General features: G+C 64.6%; 25 protein-coding genes and 1 pseudogene. 9 read left to right on the forward strand and 17 right to left on the reverse strand.

Going from position 1 to position 17,748, the window contains the following annotated elements; all coding sequences use genetic code 11:
* Positions 1 to 33 precede the first annotated feature (33 nt).
* The 3 genes from IVB50_RS21690 to IVB50_RS21700 all read right to left on the reverse strand — a co-directional run bounded on the left by IVB50_RS21690 (position 34) and on the right by IVB50_RS21700 (position 1,756).
* Positions 34 to 708 carry an isoprenylcysteine carboxylmethyltransferase family protein gene (locus IVB50_RS21690; protein WP_247297225.1) on the reverse strand — a complete coding sequence of 225 codons (675 nt, stop codon included), beginning with the start codon at positions 706 to 708 and terminating at the stop codon, positions 34 to 36.
* Positions 709 to 824: 116 nt separating this feature from the next.
* The gene (locus tag IVB50_RS21695) at positions 825 to 998 is read right to left on the reverse strand and encodes a hypothetical protein (RefSeq protein WP_247297226.1); all 174 of its coding nucleotides are present in this window, start codon (positions 996 to 998) and stop codon (positions 825 to 827) included.
* Positions 999 to 1,282: 284 nt separating this feature from the next.
* On the reverse strand, positions 1,283 to 1,756 hold the full coding sequence (locus IVB50_RS21700; protein WP_026233168.1) for a hypothetical protein: 474 nt from the start codon (positions 1,754 to 1,756) through the stop codon (positions 1,283 to 1,285).
* Between the two features lie 246 nt (positions 1,757 to 2,002).
* Between IVB50_RS21700 and IVB50_RS21705 the strand changes: the two genes are divergently transcribed.
* On the forward strand, positions 2,003 to 3,658 hold the full coding sequence (locus IVB50_RS21705) for a fumarate hydratase (protein ID WP_247297227.1): 1,656 nt from the start codon (positions 2,003 to 2,005) through the stop codon (positions 3,656 to 3,658).
* A gap of 134 nt (positions 3,659 to 3,792) precedes the next feature.
* On the opposite strand, the gene IVB50_RS21710 is transcribed toward IVB50_RS21705, so the two are convergent.
* The 6 genes from IVB50_RS21710 to IVB50_RS21735 all read right to left on the reverse strand — a co-directional run bounded on the left by IVB50_RS21710 (position 3,793) and on the right by IVB50_RS21735 (position 8,047).
* A complete protein-coding gene (locus IVB50_RS21710) occupies positions 3,793 to 4,713 on the reverse strand; it encodes an SH3 domain-containing protein (protein ID WP_247297228.1) in 921 nt (306 codons plus the stop codon).
* A gap of 14 nt (positions 4,714 to 4,727) precedes the next feature.
* Positions 4,728 to 5,024 (reverse strand): hypothetical protein, encoded by a 297-nt coding sequence (locus IVB50_RS21715; protein WP_007602176.1) that lies wholly within the window; start codon positions 5,022 to 5,024, stop codon positions 4,728 to 4,730.
* 104 nt (positions 5,025 to 5,128) lie between these two features.
* A complete protein-coding gene (locus IVB50_RS21720; protein WP_085349396.1) occupies positions 5,129 to 5,683 on the reverse strand; it encodes a septation protein IspZ in 555 nt (184 codons plus the stop codon).
* Positions 5,684 to 5,695: 12 nt separating this feature from the next.
* Positions 5,696 to 6,271, reverse strand: a complete 576-nt coding sequence (locus tag IVB50_RS21725; protein WP_018456401.1) for a hypothetical protein — start codon at positions 6,269 to 6,271, stop codon at positions 5,696 to 5,698.
* A 68-nt stretch (positions 6,272 to 6,339) separates the two neighbouring features.
* Positions 6,340 to 6,609, reverse strand: a complete 270-nt coding sequence (locus IVB50_RS21730) for a hypothetical protein (protein WP_026233167.1) — start codon at positions 6,607 to 6,609, stop codon at positions 6,340 to 6,342.
* A gap of 40 nt (positions 6,610 to 6,649) precedes the next feature.
* Complete coding sequence (locus tag IVB50_RS21735; RefSeq protein ID WP_247297229.1) at positions 6,650 to 8,047, reverse strand: carotenoid oxygenase family protein; 1,398 nt, start codon at positions 8,045 to 8,047, stop codon at positions 6,650 to 6,652.
* Positions 8,048 to 8,154: 107 nt separating this feature from the next.
* Between IVB50_RS21735 and IVB50_RS21740 the strand changes: the two genes are divergently transcribed.
* Positions 8,155 to 8,880: a TetR/AcrR family transcriptional regulator gene (locus IVB50_RS21740; RefSeq protein WP_018456399.1), complete on the forward strand. Its 726-nt coding sequence runs from the start codon at positions 8,155 to 8,157 to the stop codon at positions 8,878 to 8,880.
* A gap of 18 nt (positions 8,881 to 8,898) precedes the next feature.
* On the opposite strand, the gene IVB50_RS21745 is transcribed toward IVB50_RS21740, so the two are convergent.
* A complete protein-coding gene (locus tag IVB50_RS21745; protein ID WP_247297344.1) occupies positions 8,899 to 9,519 on the reverse strand; it encodes a hypothetical protein in 621 nt (206 codons plus the stop codon).
* 165 nt (positions 9,520 to 9,684) lie between these two features.
* Here IVB50_RS21745 and IVB50_RS21750 point away from each other — a divergent pair, with 165 nt between their 5' ends.
* A complete protein-coding gene (locus IVB50_RS21750) occupies positions 9,685 to 10,245 on the forward strand; it encodes an SET domain-containing protein (protein ID WP_018456397.1) in 561 nt (186 codons plus the stop codon).
* A 140-nt stretch (positions 10,246 to 10,385) separates the two neighbouring features.
* On the opposite strand, the gene IVB50_RS21755 is transcribed toward IVB50_RS21750, so the two are convergent.
* On the reverse strand, positions 10,386 to 10,784 hold the full coding sequence (locus IVB50_RS21755; protein WP_018456396.1) for a hypothetical protein: 399 nt from the start codon (positions 10,782 to 10,784) through the stop codon (positions 10,386 to 10,388).
* Between the two features lie 38 nt (positions 10,785 to 10,822).
* The gene (locus tag IVB50_RS21760; protein ID WP_026233166.1) at positions 10,823 to 11,053 is read right to left on the reverse strand and encodes a hypothetical protein; all 231 of its coding nucleotides are present in this window, start codon (positions 11,051 to 11,053) and stop codon (positions 10,823 to 10,825) included.
* Positions 11,054 to 11,154: 101 nt separating this feature from the next.
* On the opposite strand from IVB50_RS21760, the gene IVB50_RS21765 reads away from it, so the two are divergent.
* From IVB50_RS21765 to IVB50_RS21775, 3 genes and pseudogenes are all read left to right on the forward strand, one after another.
* A complete protein-coding gene (locus tag IVB50_RS21765) occupies positions 11,155 to 11,976 on the forward strand; it encodes a helix-turn-helix transcriptional regulator (RefSeq protein WP_247297230.1) in 822 nt (273 codons plus the stop codon).
* A gap of 109 nt (positions 11,977 to 12,085) precedes the next feature.
* Positions 12,086 to 12,375: pseudogene (locus IVB50_RS42285) on the forward strand (helix-turn-helix transcriptional regulator); the annotation flags it as partial.
* A gap of 50 nt (positions 12,376 to 12,425) precedes the next feature.
* On the forward strand, positions 12,426 to 12,842 hold the full coding sequence (locus IVB50_RS21775) for a hypothetical protein (protein ID WP_247297351.1): 417 nt from the start codon (positions 12,426 to 12,428) through the stop codon (positions 12,840 to 12,842).
* On the opposite strand, the gene IVB50_RS21780 is transcribed toward IVB50_RS21775, so the two are convergent.
* Positions 12,830 to 13,225 (reverse strand): acyl-CoA thioesterase domain-containing protein, encoded by a 396-nt coding sequence (locus IVB50_RS21780; RefSeq protein ID WP_247297231.1) that lies wholly within the window; start codon positions 13,223 to 13,225, stop codon positions 12,830 to 12,832. The genes IVB50_RS21775 and IVB50_RS21780 overlap by 13 nt on opposite strands.
* Complete coding sequence (locus IVB50_RS21785) at positions 13,189 to 13,629, reverse strand: acyl-CoA thioesterase domain-containing protein (RefSeq protein ID WP_247297232.1); 441 nt, start codon at positions 13,627 to 13,629, stop codon at positions 13,189 to 13,191. The genes IVB50_RS21780 and IVB50_RS21785 overlap by 37 nt, the downstream gene beginning before the upstream one ends.
* A gap of 168 nt (positions 13,630 to 13,797) precedes the next feature.
* Between IVB50_RS21785 and IVB50_RS21790 the strand changes: the two genes are divergently transcribed.
* Positions 13,798 to 14,463 carry a DsbA family oxidoreductase gene (locus tag IVB50_RS21790; protein WP_247297235.1) on the forward strand — a complete coding sequence of 222 codons (666 nt, stop codon included), beginning with the start codon at positions 13,798 to 13,800 and terminating at the stop codon, positions 14,461 to 14,463.
* 8 nt (positions 14,464 to 14,471) lie between these two features.
* Here the strand turns inward: IVB50_RS21790 and IVB50_RS21795 are convergent, their stop codons facing one another.
* The gene (locus IVB50_RS21795; protein WP_247297236.1) at positions 14,472 to 15,635 is read right to left on the reverse strand and encodes a GNAT family N-acetyltransferase; all 1,164 of its coding nucleotides are present in this window, start codon (positions 15,633 to 15,635) and stop codon (positions 14,472 to 14,474) included.
* Positions 15,636 to 15,806: 171 nt separating this feature from the next.
* On the opposite strand from IVB50_RS21795, the gene IVB50_RS21800 reads away from it, so the two are divergent.
* Entirely contained in the window at positions 15,807 to 16,235 is a 429-nt protein-coding gene (locus IVB50_RS21800) for a YeeE/YedE family protein (protein WP_247297237.1), read from the forward strand.
* A gap of 5 nt (positions 16,236 to 16,240) precedes the next feature.
* Positions 16,241 to 16,708, forward strand: a complete 468-nt coding sequence (locus IVB50_RS21805; RefSeq protein WP_247297238.1) for a DUF6691 family protein — start codon at positions 16,241 to 16,243, stop codon at positions 16,706 to 16,708.
* Between the two features lie 57 nt (positions 16,709 to 16,765).
* On the opposite strand, the gene IVB50_RS21810 is transcribed toward IVB50_RS21805, so the two are convergent.
* On the reverse strand, positions 16,766 to 17,095 hold the full coding sequence (locus IVB50_RS21810) for a hypothetical protein (RefSeq protein ID WP_018456387.1): 330 nt from the start codon (positions 17,093 to 17,095) through the stop codon (positions 16,766 to 16,768).
* A 110-nt stretch (positions 17,096 to 17,205) separates the two neighbouring features.
* Positions 17,206 to 17,610, reverse strand: a complete 405-nt coding sequence (locus IVB50_RS21815) for a hypothetical protein (RefSeq protein WP_018456386.1) — start codon at positions 17,608 to 17,610, stop codon at positions 17,206 to 17,208.
* Positions 17,611 to 17,748: the final 138 nt, after the last annotated feature.

The raw sequence follows: 17,748 nt of genomic DNA on the forward strand, positions 1-17,748 counted from the left end.
GCTTTTCCGCAAATTGCAGACTGATGCGTGCGCTCACCACACGCCAGGCAGCAGGCGATAGCGCACGCGCGTCACATAGTCGGCATAGCCCGGCAGGCCCTCGCGCAGCGTACGCTCCTCGATGCGAATGCGGCCCGCAAACAAGACGAGGAATAGCGGCACCATCATAAGTCCCCACCATGAGCCCAGAAGCAACGGCACGCCGGCGAAGAACAGGATCATGCTGCTGTACATGGGATGACGTACATGGGCATAAGGCCCCGTCGAGATCACGCGCTGCGCGCGCTCGGCTTGCAGCTTCACCACGGGCGCCGCGAACGAGTTCTCGCGGAAAACGCAGAGGATGAACAGCGTCGAAAGCAGGAACAGGGCGAGGCCGAGCATCTGCAGCGCCCTCGGCATGTCGGAGGACAGCGTACGCCGGTCGAGCCCCATCGCCGCCAGCCAGACCAGCATCGCGACGACGAAGACGGTCATGAACACCTTGTCGGCAGCGGGCTGGTCTTTTTGCAGGACCGGCCGCAGGCGTTCGGCGAGCAGTGCGGGGTCGACCTGGTAAAGCCACCAGCCGCCGAGCGGGCCGAGCAGGGCGGAGGTCGCGAGGAACACCCAGGCCGAAGGCCAATGCAGGGTCCCGGCGGACGCGAACAGCAGCGCGCCCATGGCGGCGGTGGTGATCGTGCTCTGCAACAGGAGTCTTGCGATCATGCGCAGGTCTCAGGGTAGCCGCGCATGATATTGGTGCAGCTATCCGGCGAAGATGCGGCCGGACACGCGAAAAGCCCGATCGACCGGATCGGGCATTTCATCTTCGACGCGGCTGATCAGGCGAGCTGATCGATCCGCGTGCCCTGACCCGGCGGCAGCGGCGCGGGCGGCGGCGGCTTATAGCTCGGGTCGTTGTCCTTGGTCTTGATCTGATCGTCCTGCTGCTTGGTCGTGTCGTAGCTCGGCACCACGATCGCGATCGGCGGCGGCGAAACGGTAGAAACGCTCATCCACAAATCCTCACACATGGAAACAATTGACCCTGCGCCGCGAGGAGCGAAATTTCATTCAAGCCAATCGTTAAAATGCGAGGGATCCGGTGCGGTGGAGGAGGCCGCTTTCGTGTCGCCACAAGCGCTGTTTCCGCGAGAGGACAGACCTCTCCTCGTCATTGCGAGCGCAGCGAAGCAATCCAGTCTGTCTCCGCGGAGGGATTCTGGATTGCTTCGCTACGCTCGCAATGACGGTCCGTAGTGGGCGGTGTGCTGTCAGGCGCACACCGCGCGGGGACCGCCTATTCGTCCTTGCCGCGCGTGATCGCGATGGACGCATCCGTCTTGGTGCGGGCGCATTCCATGTTGAGACGCCGGTAACGCATGCTGATCTTGTCGCCGCGCAAGAGCCCCATCCGCTTCAGGCAGCGTGTCGCGCCCGTCGTCGTATCGTCCTTGGTCACGGTGAAGACGATCGCCGCCATCGACCCCACCAGCGCAAAGAACTCAGGCTTGGGCTTGCGATCGCCCTTTGCATAGAGCTCGATCGAATATTTGTCGCCACGGCAGGCCACGGACAATTCCTTGGCCGCCGGATGAGTCAGGTAGACGACGTTGGCGGCGCGGAAATTCACCTTGAGGCGATCGACCTGGTTCGCCAGCTCCTTGGCGCTGTCATCGCAGCGGTCCGCGCGGGCGGGCGAGGCGATGGTCACAAGGCCGGTGATGGCGGCGGCGACCAGGATCGCGCCGCGGACGTGCAAGTTCAATGTCATGATGAAAAGCCCCTTAGCGGGCGCATTCAACCGTCGTCGGGCGCGTAGCGCAAGGGGTGCACCCAGGGTCTTCACCGGCATCATGAGAGCTTGGTGTCCGCCGACAGCCGCCGAAAATAGGTCGCCGTGTCGCCGAATCGGGATGCCCCGACCGCACCAGAGCGCCTTCCCTTTGCAGCAAAAAAGCTTAGAACGCTTCTATGAAAGGGGCCCATGCGAGGGCTCCAAAACCCCGAGATTCCCGCCATGAACGCTCCTACCGCCTTTCCCGATCCCGCAAAGCCCGTTCCGCCCTACAAGCACACGCCGCTGTTTCCGCTGGGCAAGGACGAGACGCCCTACAAGAAGGTCTCGTCCGAGGGCGTCAGGGTCGAGAAGGTTTTGGGGAAGGACATGCTGGTGGTGTCCCGCGACGCGCTGCGGGCCCTGTCGGAAGCGGCCTTTGGCGACATCAACCACTATCTGCGACCGGGTCATCTGAAGCAGCTCCGCGCGATCCTGGAGGATGGCGAGGCGAGCCCGAACGACAAGTTCGTCGCGCTGGACTTCCTCAAGAACGCCAACATCGCTGCAGGCGGCGTGCTGCCGATGTGCCAGGACACCGGCACCGCGATCATCATGGGCAAGAAGGGTTGCAACGTCATCACCGATGGTGACGACGAGGCGGCACTGTCGGAAGGCGCGCGCGATGCTTACCTGCGCCGCAATCTGCGCTACTCGCAGGTCGCGCCGTTGTCGATGTACGAGGAGAAGAACACCGCCAACAACATGCCGGCGCAGTGCGAGATCTACGCCGAAGGCGATGACGCCTACAAGTTTATGTTCATGGCGAAGGGCGGTGGCTCCGCCAACAAGAGCTTCCTGTTCCAGGCGACGCCCTCGGTGCTGACCAAGGACCGGCTGCTCGCCTTCCTGAAGGAGAAGGTGTTGACGCTGGGCACCGCGGCGTGCCCGCCCTATCACCTCGCGATCGTCATCGGCGGCACCTCGGCCGAGCTCTGCATGAAGACGGTGAAGCTGGCGTCGGCTCGCTATCTCGACGCGCTGCCGACCCACGGCTCGCCCGACGGCAACGCGTTTCGCGATCTCGAGATGGAGCAGGAAATTCTGAAGATGACGCAGTCGCTCGGCGTCGGCGCGCAGTTCGGTGGAAAATATTTCTGCCACGACGTCCGCGTGATCCGCATGCCGCGTCATGGCGCCTCGCTCCCGATCGGGCTCGGCGTGTCCTGCTCGGCCGATCGCCAGGTGCTCGGCAAGATCACCAGGGAGGGCGTCTATCTCGAGGAGCTCGAGCACAACCCGGCGCAGTATCTGCCTGAGGTCGAGCAGTCGCTCGGCGGCGAGGTCGTCAAGATCGACCTCAACCAGCCGATGAAGGATATCCTTGCCACGTTCTCGAAGTACCCGACCAAGACGCGGGTATCGATGACCGGCACCATGATCGTCGCGCGCGATTCCGCGCATGCCAAGCTGCGCGAGCGGCTCGACAAGGGCGAGCCGCTGCCGGACTATTTCAAGAACCATCCGGTCTATTACGCCGGCCCCGCCAAGACGCCCGAGGGCTATGCCTCCGGTGCGTTCGGCCCGACCACTGCGGGCCGTATGGATTCTTTTGTCGATCAGTTCCAGGCCGCCGGCGGCTCGATGGTGATGGTCGCCAAGGGCAACCGCGCGCCGGCCGTGCGTGAGGCCTGCAAGAAGTATGGCGGCTTCTATCTCGGCTCGATCGGCGGTGCCGCGGCGAATCTTGCCGAGCACTGCATCAAGAAGGTCGAGGTGCTCGAATATCCCGAGCTCGGCATGGAAGCGATTTGGCGCATCGAGGTCGTCGACTTCTCGGCGTTCATCATCATCGACGACAAGGGGAACGACTTCTTCAAGGAGTTGAATCTGGGCTGAGGCCGCGTTCCCCGGACGCTGCGCAGCATGAAATGATGCGCTGCTGATCCGGGGTCCCCGTGGCGGGCATGGGTCCCGGCTCTGCGATGCACCGCTTCGCGCTGCGTCGCGTCCGGGACACGAGACTTACTCGCTCAACTACAATTTGTGACCTGGTTGGAGCACAGCCCGCGCCACCAGCCGCGGATGCCGTCCTGGCTCTCGACCAAGCCCCAGAGGCCGCTGCAGGCAAAGATGCGCTTCGGGCCGCCATCGGTGTCGATCGCGCCGCCGAGTTCGCGCTGGGCGGGCATCCATTTCGCATCAACGAAGGGCGCCTGGAACAGACCGCCCATGCGTGTCGCGCCATTGGCGTAGGACGCGCCGACCTTGTTGGAGGCGACCCAGGCGCGTCCGGCATAGGGCTTTGGCGCGCTGCGCGGATATTTCTTGTCGTCCTCGTAGTCCTTGCCCGGCGGCTTGGCGCCTTCGATCAGAAACCAGCCGTTCTTGAAGCCGATGATGCGGAATTCGGTGAGCCAGCCGCCATCGGGCGTGTTCTCGCTGCCGCCGAGCTTGAGCCGGTAGGGCGGCGGAAGCGTGCCGAGCACACGCGCCTTGATCGATGGTTCGGCACGCACGTTGAGGCCATCAGGATCCTTGTCGACGGACCAGGCGCCGAAATCGCAGGGCTCGGTACCGTCGGGAAGCGTCGAGCGCTTCGCGGCGAGATCGGCATGCAGCTTTGGGAAGTCGGTGTCGTCGGTGTCAGGATCGGGCCCGCTACGCGGTTTCAATGCGATCGAGACTGCGCGCGTCGCATCCGGCGTCAGCGCGACCACGAGAGCCTGGCGCGTGGCGAACACGCTTGCAGGTGACTTCGGATCGTTCGACGAGATCGGATAGACGGCGAGGTAGCCCGTCGACCCTTCGGTTCGATAGGCCGTGCCGGCGACATAGCCTGCCGGTAGCATGGCGAGCGCGCTTGCCCGCCACGCCGGTTCGGCGTCGTCCGCGCTAGCCGCTTGTGTCGCGACACACAGGATCGTCGCCGCGATGAGACCGAGCGCGCGCACCGTTGCCGCGCGGCTTAGGCGCGCGTGCCGGTGAACGGGAAGCTGCCCATCGGGCCGATGCCCATCTCACCGCTCATGCTGTCGCCGGAGACGGTTCCGATGAATTCGAGCGTCAAGGGCATCGGATTGGTGATCGAGACCTTCCAGTTGACGGCATCGCCGCTGACGGTGCCATCGAAAATCTCGGCTGTATCGCCTTCCGCGCCCTGCGTCCCCGTGAGCGTGCCGCCGGCAGCCGTCAGGCTCAGCGTCGCCTTGCGCTCGCCCATGGGGGTCGTCAGGGTCAGAGTCCAGTTGCCGTCGACGGCCATTCGCGTCTCCCAAGATCCCGGCGGACCGCGACGATCCGCGGGCCAGTCCCGGCCGAGCGTATAGCGCAACTCGCCGCTCGCGCCTAACGCTCCGTTGGAGGCATTTAGGCGCGGGCGGCGGCGCGTCGTCGGCTGGTGACGATGAGGCGAAGCACGACGTATTGCACGGCGAAGGCGAGGATCTTGGCGCCGCCCGCGACCACTGTGATGTAGAACGCCCACAGCTTCAGATCGCCTGTGGAGGCGACGGCGATCATGCCGGCGCCGATTACGAACATCAGCGCGGCCCAGGCATAACCTGCAGCCGTCACATATTCCGGAACGGTCTCGACGACGATCGGCGGCATGTAGCGCAGCATCCAGCCCCGCTTGAGCATGATGGCGCCGATCGCGAAATGCGCGATCGAGGGCTTTGCGAGCATGAAGCGGGGATCGTTGGTCAGCAGCGTGACCGTGCCGAGCACGACGACGAGCGCGACGCTCGCATAGGTCATGTAATTGAGCTGCTGCCCCTTGACGCGCGCGTAGATCACCTGCGCGATCGCTCCGGCAATCGCCACCGACGTTGCCAGGACGACGTTGTCGGTGATGATGTAGATGACCAGGAAGACGATGGCAGAGAAGAGGTCGGAGGCGAGGCGGGCGAATACGTCCTTCATCGTCGATCCTGTTCAGCGGGAGTTGGACATTGGGCTGGCCGGCGCACCGTACTTGATCTGCCGATATTCGGGATACCATTTTGTGAAATAGATCGCGCTGTTGCGGGCGGCGAAGGCGACCGCAAGGCTCGACCAGAGCGGCAGGCCGGGGACATAGAGCAGCACGAGATTGGCGGCCGCCATCAGCAGCGCAGCCGCGGTCCAAGCGCCCGTGATGACGTAATTGGCATAGAGAAAGCCGGGCATTGCCGCGATCTCGGCCGGCACGGATTCGACCGCGTATTGCAGCGTGAAGGGACGCCGCACCAGCATCGAGCCGAGCGAGATGACGAAGATGCCGATGTCGACCGACAGCTTGACACCGAGCGTGCCAAGCGCCGGGTCGAACAGCGCGAGGTGGAGGCCGATTGCGGCGAATAGCAGCGCCGAGCCCATAGCCAGGATCTTCACCGAGCGACCGCGCACGACATCGATCGCCACGGTGGCCAGACAGGTTGCCGAGGCTACGAATACGCTGATCGTGGCAGACGTCATCAGCATCAGGAAAGTGAAGGCGCCGTAGGGCGCGAGGATCAGGAAAATCGCCATGGTTCGCGCCTTATCTTTACGATGTAAAGATCAATATGTCAGGAGCGAGGCGGGGTCAAGTAGAATCTTTACAGTGTCAAAATGACGTAAGCGACTTCCAAAAATCGAATTGCTGCAACGGCTTGGTCGGCCATCTCATCGATGAAGCCGGCCCAGGACAGGTGCGGCAGCACAGGTAACGCACAGGCGATCGAGAGGACGAAGGCGAGCAAGATACCGCCGTTGAAGATGGTTTGGCCGCTCCGCCGCGGCCGGATCATCGGGAGCGTGATCCCGGCGCAGATCAGGAACAGGATCAGGACAGCGAGGCGGTCCGCGGTGATCGAGGGCATATGCATGAGAGGCCTTTTGGTGACATCAGCGATGTCGAGAGGAGAGCTACCGCGCGCCGACCCAACTGCCGTGAAAACCGTCGGGCACGCGATGGCCGAGCTGCACCAGCGCGACGGGGCCGGCCTCGACATCCTTGGCATTGAACACGGCGAGGTCGCTGCGGTTCTCCCGCGCGCGCCACACCACCGCCAGCAGCCAGCCGTCGCCTTCCGCGGCATCCTTCGACCGCTCGACGAAGACGGACTCGGAGATGGTGTCGCCGGTCGGCAGCAGATAATGGCCGAGGCGCGTTCCATTGCCATCGACATGGACGACGCCGGACAGCGCGCCGAACATCGGCAGCTTCGGATTGGCGCAGGCGTACCAGCCATGACGGCTCTTCAATCCGGCGCGGCGGTCGTCGATGCGCGGGAATTCGCCGGTGAGATCGTCGAGATAGGTCTGCTGGAAGCGGTCGGTCTTCCCGGCAAGATCGAAGGTCCAGCGGCAGTGGCGAGCGAAGGATTTCTCGGGATTGGTGGGCGTGCCGTCGGGATGCGTAAATAGTGGTGCTTCCTCGAACTGCATGACGTCCGCGATGACGCGGTCACCGTCCTCCCACGCATTCATGACGTGGAAGACGTAGCAGGCTTCAGCACGAAACCAGACGATGTCCTTCGCGCTGCCCTTGCGCTTGATCACGCCGACATAGGCGCCCTTGTCCGGCTCCCAGGCATAGGGCGGCCGCCCGCTGATCGCGCGCTCCATGCTGCCGGTGATGGGCAGGATCGGAAACAGCACGTGGTTCTCGGTGACGATGAAGTCGTGCACCATGCTGGCATAGGGCGCCTCGAAACGTTCGAAGCGCGTCGCCTTGCCGGACGCGTCGATCGAGCCGTAGGAGAGGGCAGGCGTCAGCGGACCCGCGGCGTTGTAGCCGAAGAACACCAGCTCGCCGGTGACGGGATCGATCTTCGGGTGCGCGGTGAAGCTGCCGGCGACACGGCCCTGATAATTGTGATAGCCGCGGGTTGCGAGCGTGCCCGGATCGATCTCAGTCGGCAGATGGGCTTCTTCCAGCGCAAGCAGCTTGCCGGCATGGAAGATGATGTTGGTGTTGGCGACGCCGCCGTCGGTGAGATCTTGCGGCGCATCCGGCAGCTTGCGGCCGAAGCCCCCGAACAACGCGCGGCCGGCATCGTGCTCGGCCAGCCATTTCGGCGTACGGACCCAGCGATTGCGATGGCTGGCGCGGCCGTTCTCGAGGTGAAAGGCGTGCAGCATGCCGTCGCCGACGAACCAGTGCGCGCCGGGCGAGTCGAACTGCGGATTGGGGCCGTTGCGATAGAGCGTGCCGTTCAGTTCGCGCGGCAATTCACCGATGATTTTCAGGAAGGGCGCGTCGGCCTCGAACGGAATCGGACCGAGGTTGTGGCGGCGTTCGGCAACGGCGTCCTGCTGCACGGCGTATCCCTTCCTTATCTTTACATCGTAAAGATCAAATAGCCGTACGAGGGGTTCTGGTCAAGTGAAATCTTTACACTGTCAATATTGCATCCTATAGCTGGCCCATGGGCAAGAGTGAGATCAGGACAGAAACCGCGCGCGGTGCGCGTACTTCAAAGAAGGCGAGCGCGCCGGCGCGTCCCGCGCGACGACCGGCGAGCGTCAAGTCCGAGGCGCCCTATCACCACGGCGCGCTGCGCGAGGCGCTGCTCCAGGCCGCCGAACGGGTGCTGGAGCGTGACGGGCTCGCCGGCCTGACATTGCGCGCGGTGGCGCGCGAGGCGGGCGTCTCGCACGCCGCGCCCACCCATCATTTCGGCGACCTCACCGGGCTTCTCAGTGAGCTCGCGGCCGTCGGCTTCCGCCAGTTCAATGCGGCGATGGCGTCGTCCTCTGACACCGCCACCACCCCGCTTGAGCACGCGCTGGCGCGGCCGAAAGCCTATGTTGCCTATGCCCAGGCTCATCCCGGCATGTACGGCATCATGTTCCGCACCGAGCGCCTCGACTATTCCAGGCCGTCGCTGCACGAGGCCGCCGAGGCGTCCTTTGCGGGACTCGCCAATGCCGTCGGCATGATGCGGCAGGAGCAGATCCGCGGCGACGCGCTGACGCTCAATCAGGGCGCTGCGATCGCGCGCGCCTGGTCGATGGTGCACGGTTTTACGATGCTGCTGCTCGATGGACGGCTGGAGGATATTCTGGGGCGTCTGCCCGAGGGCACGACTCCCGAACGCCTGCTCGAGGCCATGCTGATGTCGCCCGTGACGGGGAAGCCGCCGGGCCCCTGATCGATTGCCGGCGAGCGCCTAGCGCATCGTCGCGAGCTCGACCGCGCGGCCGCGTGCGCCTATGATCTTCACCTCGTCCTTGCCGCAGGTAAAGCTGCGGGCGGACTCGTCCGCGGCCTTGCGCGCGAGCTCATTGGCGTTCGGGTTGGCGATCGCGTCGACATAGGCGACGTGGCAGACGGGGCCGGGTGGCAGACGGGTCACGATGAGCATGGCCTTGGTGTTCGGCCGCCCCTGCTTGTCGGGATCGGTGCCATCGGCGATGTGCCAGCGCTGGATCATCGCAAACGGCTTGGCCCCAGCGGTGCGCCATTCGACGGTGGTTTCGGACGAGTTGAACGGAGCGAACCAGACTTTAGCCGCCGGTTCCTCGGCCGCGGCCTCGCGATTGCGGCCGACGGAGACGATTTCGCGAAGATCGTCTTCGGCGATCAGGACCACGAGGCCATCCTTGCCCTTGCAGACCCGCGTGGTGCTGCCGTCGAGCTCGCTGGGCTTTCCGATCTGGCGGCAATCCTTCAGGGCCGTCGAGGTATATTGGCTCCCCACGGATCGGGCGTCGGCGCGGTCGAGACCACTGCACATCAGCAACATGGCCAAGAGCAATATGGCCAAGCCTGCGGTGGTGATGCGGAACATGACGACGCCTTTGATCGAGTGGGAACTCCGTACCATCAGACGTCTTGATTGTGGGCAAGGTTCAAACGGGGTCAACAGACACCTGACAGCGGCGCGGAATCGTTCTAGAAGAGCGGCTTCGCTTGGGCTCTTTCAGCCTCGTTCGCGTCCTCGTTTTTCGTGATCATGCCAGCCACCTCGTCCAGCAAACCTTATCGCGTCGGCCGCTCGAAAACCGGGCTCGGCCTCTTCGCCACCAAGCCGATCAAGAAGGGCACCCGGATCATCCGTTATTACGGACCGATCCTGGACTCCCGGATTCCCGAGCACGACGACATCGAGAACAAATACCTGTTCGAGCTCAACGGTCGCTGGACCATTGACGGCTCCGTGCGCAAGAACCTCGCGCGCTACATCAACCATTCGTGCAGGCCCAACGCCGAATCCGACGTGCGGCCGCGCGAGCGCAAGGTTTTCATCCGCGCCATCAAGAACATCGAGCCGGGCGACGAGATCAATTACGACTACGGCACCGATTATTTCAAAGCCTACCTGAAGCCGATCGGCTGCAAGTGCGAATCTTGCGAGAAGAAGCGCAAGAAGCTGCGCGCCGAGGCGCGGGCCGAACGCGCCAAGGTGAAGGCCCGCGCGGAGCGCAAAGCCGAGAAGGCGAGCGTGAAGTCCGCCAAAAAGAAGAAGCTTAATGGTCATGCCGTCGGCAAGGCGAAGGGCCGCGCGCGGGCCTAGCCTGAGTTCGAGCTTCTGGCATAACTGTCATGCCCCGCGAAAGCGGGGCATTCAGTACGCCGCAGCTCCGTATGCGACGACTACCTCTGGAATACTGGGTCGCCCGGTCAAGCCGGGCAACGACAGCGAGTGATGTGGCCTCAGGCAGCCAGCACACTCCCGCTCCTGCGCAATCCCACATATTGCAGTTCGGCAAACACGCCGGTCGCGATCGCCTGCGCCACGACCATGAGCTCGCCGGCAAGGTTCGGCGACACCGCGCCCGAGAGCAGCAGCGCAATGCTGCCGACGGTCCAGGCCGCGTTGCCGACCACGACCAGCAGCACGAGCGGCTTTGCCACGGAGGCGCGTGAGGCGAGCCAGCCGACCAGCGCCGTGTAGGCGATCAGGAACAGGCCGGTCTCGCGCAGCAGCGCTTCGGGTAGGTTGAACAGCGAGGCGAACGCGCTGGCGCCGAACGTGAAACCGAGAGCGGCCACGCCGCTGAAGATCGCGTCGGCAAGAAGCGCGCGGCGAAGGAAGGTGGATGCGTCGATCATCGTGGGTCTCCATGGTTGGGGTGGGCTCGAGGTGAAACTCAGTGCAATCCACGCCACCAGGCGCGGAGCAGGCGGGCGAGGCGGAACGGGCAGAGGCTCCTGCCGACGCTGTGCTCGAAGGCCGTGACCTGCGCGACGACGTAGTCGCCGGTCGAATGCACCAGCGGCTCCGGCATGTTGAGGCTGCGCGCCAGCATCCGGGTTGCGAGCGCCATGGCCCAGGGAACTAGCTGGTCTGTGACGGTCCGGTAGAGCAGCAATGCGATCATGGTCGTCTCCTGTTGCGACCCAAGATGCGCCGGCCCGAGCCCCAATTCGATTACCTCCGACGTAATGGAAGGGCCGAAATCTGCGTGCTAGGTTTTCGACCATGAACGCACATGCATCCACCGCACAGGCCGAACGCAGCCAGCCGGTCCATATCGGCGACCATTTGCGCGAATGGCGGCAGCGCCGCCGCATGAGCCAGCTCGATCTCGCCGGTGAGGCCGAAATCTCGGCGCGGCATTTGAGCTTCGTCGAGACCGGCCGCGCCGCGCCCTCGCGCGACATGGTGCTCAGACTCGCCGAACGTCTCGACGTGCCACTGCGCGAACGCAACGTGCTGCTGGTCGCCGCCGGCTATGCCCCGGCCTTTCCGCAGCGCCCGCTGGAGGATCCCGCCTTGAAATCAGCCCGCCAGGCGATCGACCTCGTCCTCAGGGCGCATGAGCCGAATCCGGCGCTGGCCTATGACCGGCACTGGAATCTGGTCTCCGCCAACCGCATGCTGGCGCCGCTGCTCGCCGGCATCCCGCAGCGGCTGCTCGGTCAGCCCTTCAACGTGCTGAGGCTTGCCTTCCATCCCGAGGCGCTGGCGCCGCGCACGGTCAATCTCGCGGAATGGTGCGGACATCTCCTGGAGCGGCTGCACCGGCAATGCGAGGCCACGGCCGATCCCGAGCTGATCAAGCTGTATAACGACTTGAAGAGTTATCCGATCCCGGCGCGCGCGGCGCCGCTGTCGAGCGACAATGTCGCGATCCCCTTCAAGCTGCGCCACGAGGGGGAGATACTAAGTTTCTTCTCCACCACCATGGTATTCGGTACGCCCGTCGACATCACGCTGTCGGAGCTGGCTCTGGAAACCTTCTTCCCGGCCGACGAGCGCACTGCCGAGCGGCTGAAGCAGATGGCGGCTGGCTTGCAGTAGTGCCGTTTACAGGAGCCGGTGGCGCTCGCATAATCCCCGGATGGACACACGCTCGTCCCGGCCATTACGGTCGGCCAATCCGGTCGGCGACCTTTTGCGCGGCTGGCGCATGCGCCGTGCATTGAGCCAGGCGGAGCTGGCGTTCGAGGCCGGCATTTCGATCAAGCATCTGAGCTATGTCGAGACCGGCAAGTCGGCGGCAAGCCGGGAGATCCTCCTGCAGCTCGCGACCGCCCTCGGTTTGTCGCTGCGTGATCGCAATGCGCTGCTGGAGGCCGGGGGTTTCGCGCGACTATACGGCGAGCGCGATCTTTCAGCGCCGGAGCTTGCCGACGCGCGGCGCGCGATCGATCTTCTGCTCCGGCGGCACGAACCGTTTCCCGCGATCGTGACCGATCGGCGCTGGAACGTGATGGAGGCCAACTGCGCCGCGTCGCGGCTGAGTGACGATGCTGCTTGGGCAAGAACGCATGCAGCGGCCGCTCAATCACATGCGCATGTTCCTCGCGCCGAACGAGCTCAAGCCGTTCGTCGAGAATTGGCCCATCGTCGCGACCGCGTTGTTGTCGCGTGCGCGGCACGAAGCGATGGCTGCACCGCTCGACGAGGCCCTGCAATCCACGTGGCGCGAATTGACGCGGCTGCCGGAGCTTCCCGCACTCAGGATCGAGGACAACGTCGCGCCGGGGCCGCTCTGCGAAGTGCGCTTACGAAAGGGCGACGCCCGCATCGGTCTGATCGGTGCGGTGCTGACGCTCGGGACCCCGCAAGACGTGACGCTTCAGGAGCTTCGCGTTGAAATGTTCATGCCGGCGGATGCCGTGTCCGAGGCCACTCTGATCGCGCTTGCGGCTCAGGAGGCCTGAGCTCGCTCGGCGTCGCGGCGCTCAAAGCTCATGGCTTGCATCACCTCCGCAAACGGACCTTTGAGATCGCTCAGTGTCGCCATGGTCAGGCCCGCGCCGTTGGTGCCGACGCGCGTGGCGGCGCGGATCTGGATCCATTCGCTCTCCGGCGGTCGGAAGAAGTAGAGTCTGATCTCGGGATTGATAAAGGTCCAGTTGCGCATGTCGACGATCTGCGCAACGCCGCTCGAAAAGTCCGCGGCCTGCACCGCTTGGAGCAGTGGTGTGTTCGGTTCGCCCTCCACCAGGGGTGCATCAAGTCGCATCCAGGCGGCGGCCGGGCCGGGCTTCTCCAGCGCGCCCTCGATCAGCCGCACCGACACGTTCTGGAAATACCGGCCCATTTCTGCGCGAAGGCCGCCGGTGCTGCGCCTGTCTCAGGCGTCTTGTCGATAGTCGCGGGCCTGGCGAAGGGATCGACGGGCGATTCTCCGCTCGGCGCCGTCAAGAGCGCCGTGCGACGGCCGATCTCGGTCTCTCCGTCCATCAGCCGCACCTGGGCGGTCTTGGCCTTGCGGCCGTCGCGCAACAATTCGGTGGTGGTCTGGAAGACGCGCAGGCCCGCCGGTCGCCACAGGTCGAAGGTCAGGCGCCGCACCGCGAAGCCGGATTCGGTGGCGAGACGGTCGATGTCGCGGGTCATCAGGGCGGTGGTGGCGCTTCCCTGCAACATGTCAGGCGACCACGGGCCGCCGGCATGCTCCGTAGCCCGGAACTGCTGGCCTTCCGGCTTGAAAATAGCGGTCATCGCGGTTTCCCCTCGTGCTTGATCGTGGCCGCGAGTATCGGGTCGGGTGAGGCCTGTCACAATAACCGCAGAGGTGAAGTCGTGAGTCATGCAGGACCGGTGCCTTGCGCCGCCTCCGGTTCGGTTTATCTTCCGACGAACCCGTACCGTCCGAAGGAGACGTCCGACATGAGCACGTTGAAACCTCTTCAGATCGACGTCGTTTCCGACGTGGTATGCCCCTGGTGCTATATCGGCAAGCACCGGATCGAGAGTGCGCTGGCGCTGGTGCCCGATGTTCCGATCAAGCTCAATTTCCGTCCCTTCTTCCTCAATCCCTGGGTGCCGTCCGAGGGCATCAGCCGGGAGGAGTATCTCACCAAGAAGTTCGGCTCGGTCGAGGCCTACAAGGGCATTGCGGGACGCGTCGTTGCGGCCGCGGGCGAAGAGGGGCTCGTCTATCGGCCCGAGCTTGTCGCGCGTCAGCCCAACACCACCGACTGCCACCGCCTGATCCTCTGGGCCGAGGCGATCGGCAAGGCGCCCGAGATGAAGCAGCGCCTGATGGAGCTCTACTTCCGCGACGGCGGCGACCTCACCGATTTGAACGTGCTTGTGCAGGCGGCTGCCGATGTCGGCCTCGATGCCGACGACGTGCGCCGGCGCCTCGCCACCGACGAGGGCGTCGCGCGCGTATCGGCGGACGCGCAGGAAGCCGCCGAGAAAGGCATCTCCGGCGTGCCGACCTACGTGTTCGCGCAAAAATACGCCGTCTCCGGCGCGCAGGATCCCAACATGCTCGCGCGCGCCATCCGCGAGGTCTCGGCGGAGATCAACGCCCAGGCGGCGGAGTAGGAGCTATCCTATTTACGAAGCAGGCGAACTGCGCGACGCGCCGCCGCGTAGGTGATGCCGTGCGCCGCGAGCGCTCCGTGAACGAGCGCCACGATGGGGTCGTTCCGCCGCAACGTTATCAGCACGTCGCCGACGGCGAAGCGCCCACGCCAGATCGGGTTGATCATGGGGTGATCGGCGCTCGCGGTGGAATCCGCGCTGGCGATGGCCGGATCGGCGCAGAGGCGGCGGGTGAGCTCGAGCGTGAGCTGCACGCCCGGCGAATATCTTGCAAAGCGCTCGTCGATGCCGAGCTTGAAGAAGAAAGCGCGATCCTGATGTCGCAGCACGATGCCCGCGGCCACCGGCGTCGCGCCGGCGCGAAGGGTGACGATCTCGCATTGCGCGGTTTCCGCCAGCGCGCGAGCGGCGCGGCGGATGAAGGTTGCATCGCCCGCGTGCTGGACCAGCGCGGTTCCGCGCTTCCCCTTCCAGCCGCTGGCTTCGAGCTGCAAAAATGTCTCGAGCGCCGGCCCGATCTCGTCGGGGCTGCGCGCGACGTCGAACACGATTGCGCCATGTTCTTCGAGGCGATGCCGTTGGCGGCGTAGCTCCTTGAGCTTTTTGGTGCCGAGCGCGTCGCGCAGCAGCGTCTCACCGTCCTGGGTCGCGTCGAGGCTGGCGCGGATGCAGGAGTTGAGGAGGCGCGGCTTCTGGCCGTCTCGATTCAGAACCTGGCTGAGGGCGGTCATTGCCGCCCCATCGAGCGCGACATCGTTCAGCACGAGCGCATGCGCCCCGGTTGCGCGGGCCTGCTGCAACAGGCGCGCCGCTGCCTCGATCGGGGCATCGCGGTCGATCAGCGGGCTGCACAGCGTACCATAGGGATGCGCGCTCACCAGCGCGGGCAGGGGGATCTTCCATGCCCGCCAGAGCGAGATCACCGGCATCAGCCCGATCAGCCGCGATCCATCGTATGCGGAAAGCGCCGAGGCGTCGGTGCGGCCGCGCGCGGTTGCACTGACAGCGAGCTCCCAGCCCGGCAGGTAATATCCGTTCGGCTCGATCGCGCGCTGCGCGAGTGCGCGCCACTGGCCGGGTTCGATCGCCGTGAGCGGGACGCGCGCGCGCGCCGTCGCGGCATGCTTTGCCGATGCCGGATTGATCGCAGCCTGGTGCGCGATATCGACCACGTCCCGTCGTCCCCGTTCAGGAGGCCATGCTTAGCGCAAAGATTGGAAAATACAGTTGGGACACCGCTTCAATTCGAGTGGTAATATTAACGTTTCGTTGAGCATCCGGCCGCGAGCCGGCCGGATGCGCCGATGGATACGCCAGAATTGCTCTCGACACGGAGGATCATCATGGTCGCCACATCTTTTACGCCGATTGCGTCGCTCCTTGGCGGCGCGTTGATCGGCCTGTCCGCCGTGCTGCTGATGTGGACGACGGGGCGAATCGCCGGGGTCAGCGGTATCGCGGCGCGGCTGTTTCCGCCTTACGAGGATCGGCAATTCGCCGGGCGGGTCGCCTTCGTAGCGGGCCTTATCGTCGCGCCCGTTCTGGTGCGCCTTGTCACGGGAGGCCTGCCGGCGCAAACGATCGGCGCCGGAACGCCGCTTCTGATCGTCGCGGGATTGCTCACCGGCTTCGGCGCGGTGTGGGGCAGCGGCTGCACCTCTGGCCACGGCGTCTGTGGCTTGTCGCGGTTGTCGGTGCGATCGCTAGTCGCGACCATGACGTTCATGGCGGCGGGCATGGCGACCGTCTTCGTGATGCGGCACTGGAGCTGACCGCGATGACGATCCTCATTCAGTTCGCGATCGGTGTGGTCTTTGGCCTTGGTCTCATCGTCTCAGGCATGTCGAACCCGGCAAAGGTCCTGAATTTCCTGGACGTTGGCGGCATCCCGGCAGGAACGTGGGACGCGAGCCTGGCCTTGGTGATGGCTGGCGCGGTCGCGGTGACCTTCATTGGCTTCAGCCGCGTCTTGAAACTCGCAAGGCCTGTCTTCGCCGACCGCTTCTATGTCCCAACGCGAAACGATATCGATCCGAGAATTATCGCCGGTCCCGCCATCTTCGGTATCGGCTGGGGCCTCGTAGGCTTTTGTCCAGGCCCGGCATTGACCGCGCTCGGATTTGGCTCGGCCTCCGCCTTCATCTTCGTCGTCGCGATGTGTGCCGGCATGGTGCTCGCCCGCTTCATCGCGCAGCTCCCGTCGGCAACGCGTATTGTCACGCCGGGAAAACCGCTCGAGATCTGACATGGACAGGACCGGGCGAGTTATCTCGTCCGGTCCTGCATTTCATGGCTTCATCGACTACCAGCGATCGCCGACACCAACGCCAACACTGACGCCGGGTGCGCGGATGCCGACGCCGCCGCGCGGACCATCGTCCCAGTCGCGATAGGTGCGGCGCTCATAGTAGCGGTCACGCGGCATCGTCGCGTAGGAGTCGCGCACGATCACACGCGAGCCGCCGCGGGTGCGATAGCAATTGCCGGAATCGTCGCAGACCAGCCGCACTTGCTGGACGAGATCGGGGCTGGTGTATTCGCTGGTCGTATAGACGTCGGCGGCCTTCGCGCCGCTCACCGCTGCCAAGGCTCCAACGCCAGCCAGCAACGCAATCGTGAATGTCCTCATCATGTCCTCCTCGAAACTGCCCTCGGCGGTAACAAGAAGGGGAGGCCATGATCGTTCCGGCAAAATTACAGGTTTTTCCCGGAACCGGATCGGACGTCGGCTTCATCCGTTTCCTAGATCGGCTCGTAGCTTTCCGATCCGCAGATGTCGTCCGCTTCGGCGCGGCGGCGATCGACCACCTTTCCGCCTGATATGGTCACGATGTAGGTCTGTGGCCCGAGCGGCGATCCGGTCGCCGAGGTGAGCTGGGCGCGGACGCAAGCTGTCCAGCCCGGTCCTCGTACCTCACGATGGGGTGTGGCGACATGCACCTCACGCGGATAGGACGTGCTGAGGAAGACGACTTCGATCTGCTCGCGCACGACGCGTTTGACGTCGGGGGGCGATTCGGGCGGCGGCTGCTCGGCCTCCTTCATGCGCATGAACTCGGGCACCGGTGCGCGGCTGTCGGCAAACCCGCAGGCCCCGAGCGCGAGCGCGCTGGCCAGCAGCGCGGCATGAGCAATAATCCGTAACATCCGTGAAGGTCCCCTGCGGGCCAAAACATAGGCACGAATGCGATCCGACGAAGACCCGGCCGATCAAAATTTGCTGAAGCCAAGATTTCCTGAAGCCAAGATTTCCTAAAGCCCTGGAGCCCGCGGCATTGGCTATTC

This window comes from Bradyrhizobium sp. 87 (assembly GCF_023073015.1).
Lineage (GTDB): Bacteria > Pseudomonadota > Alphaproteobacteria > Rhizobiales > Xanthobacteraceae > Bradyrhizobium > Bradyrhizobium canariense_D.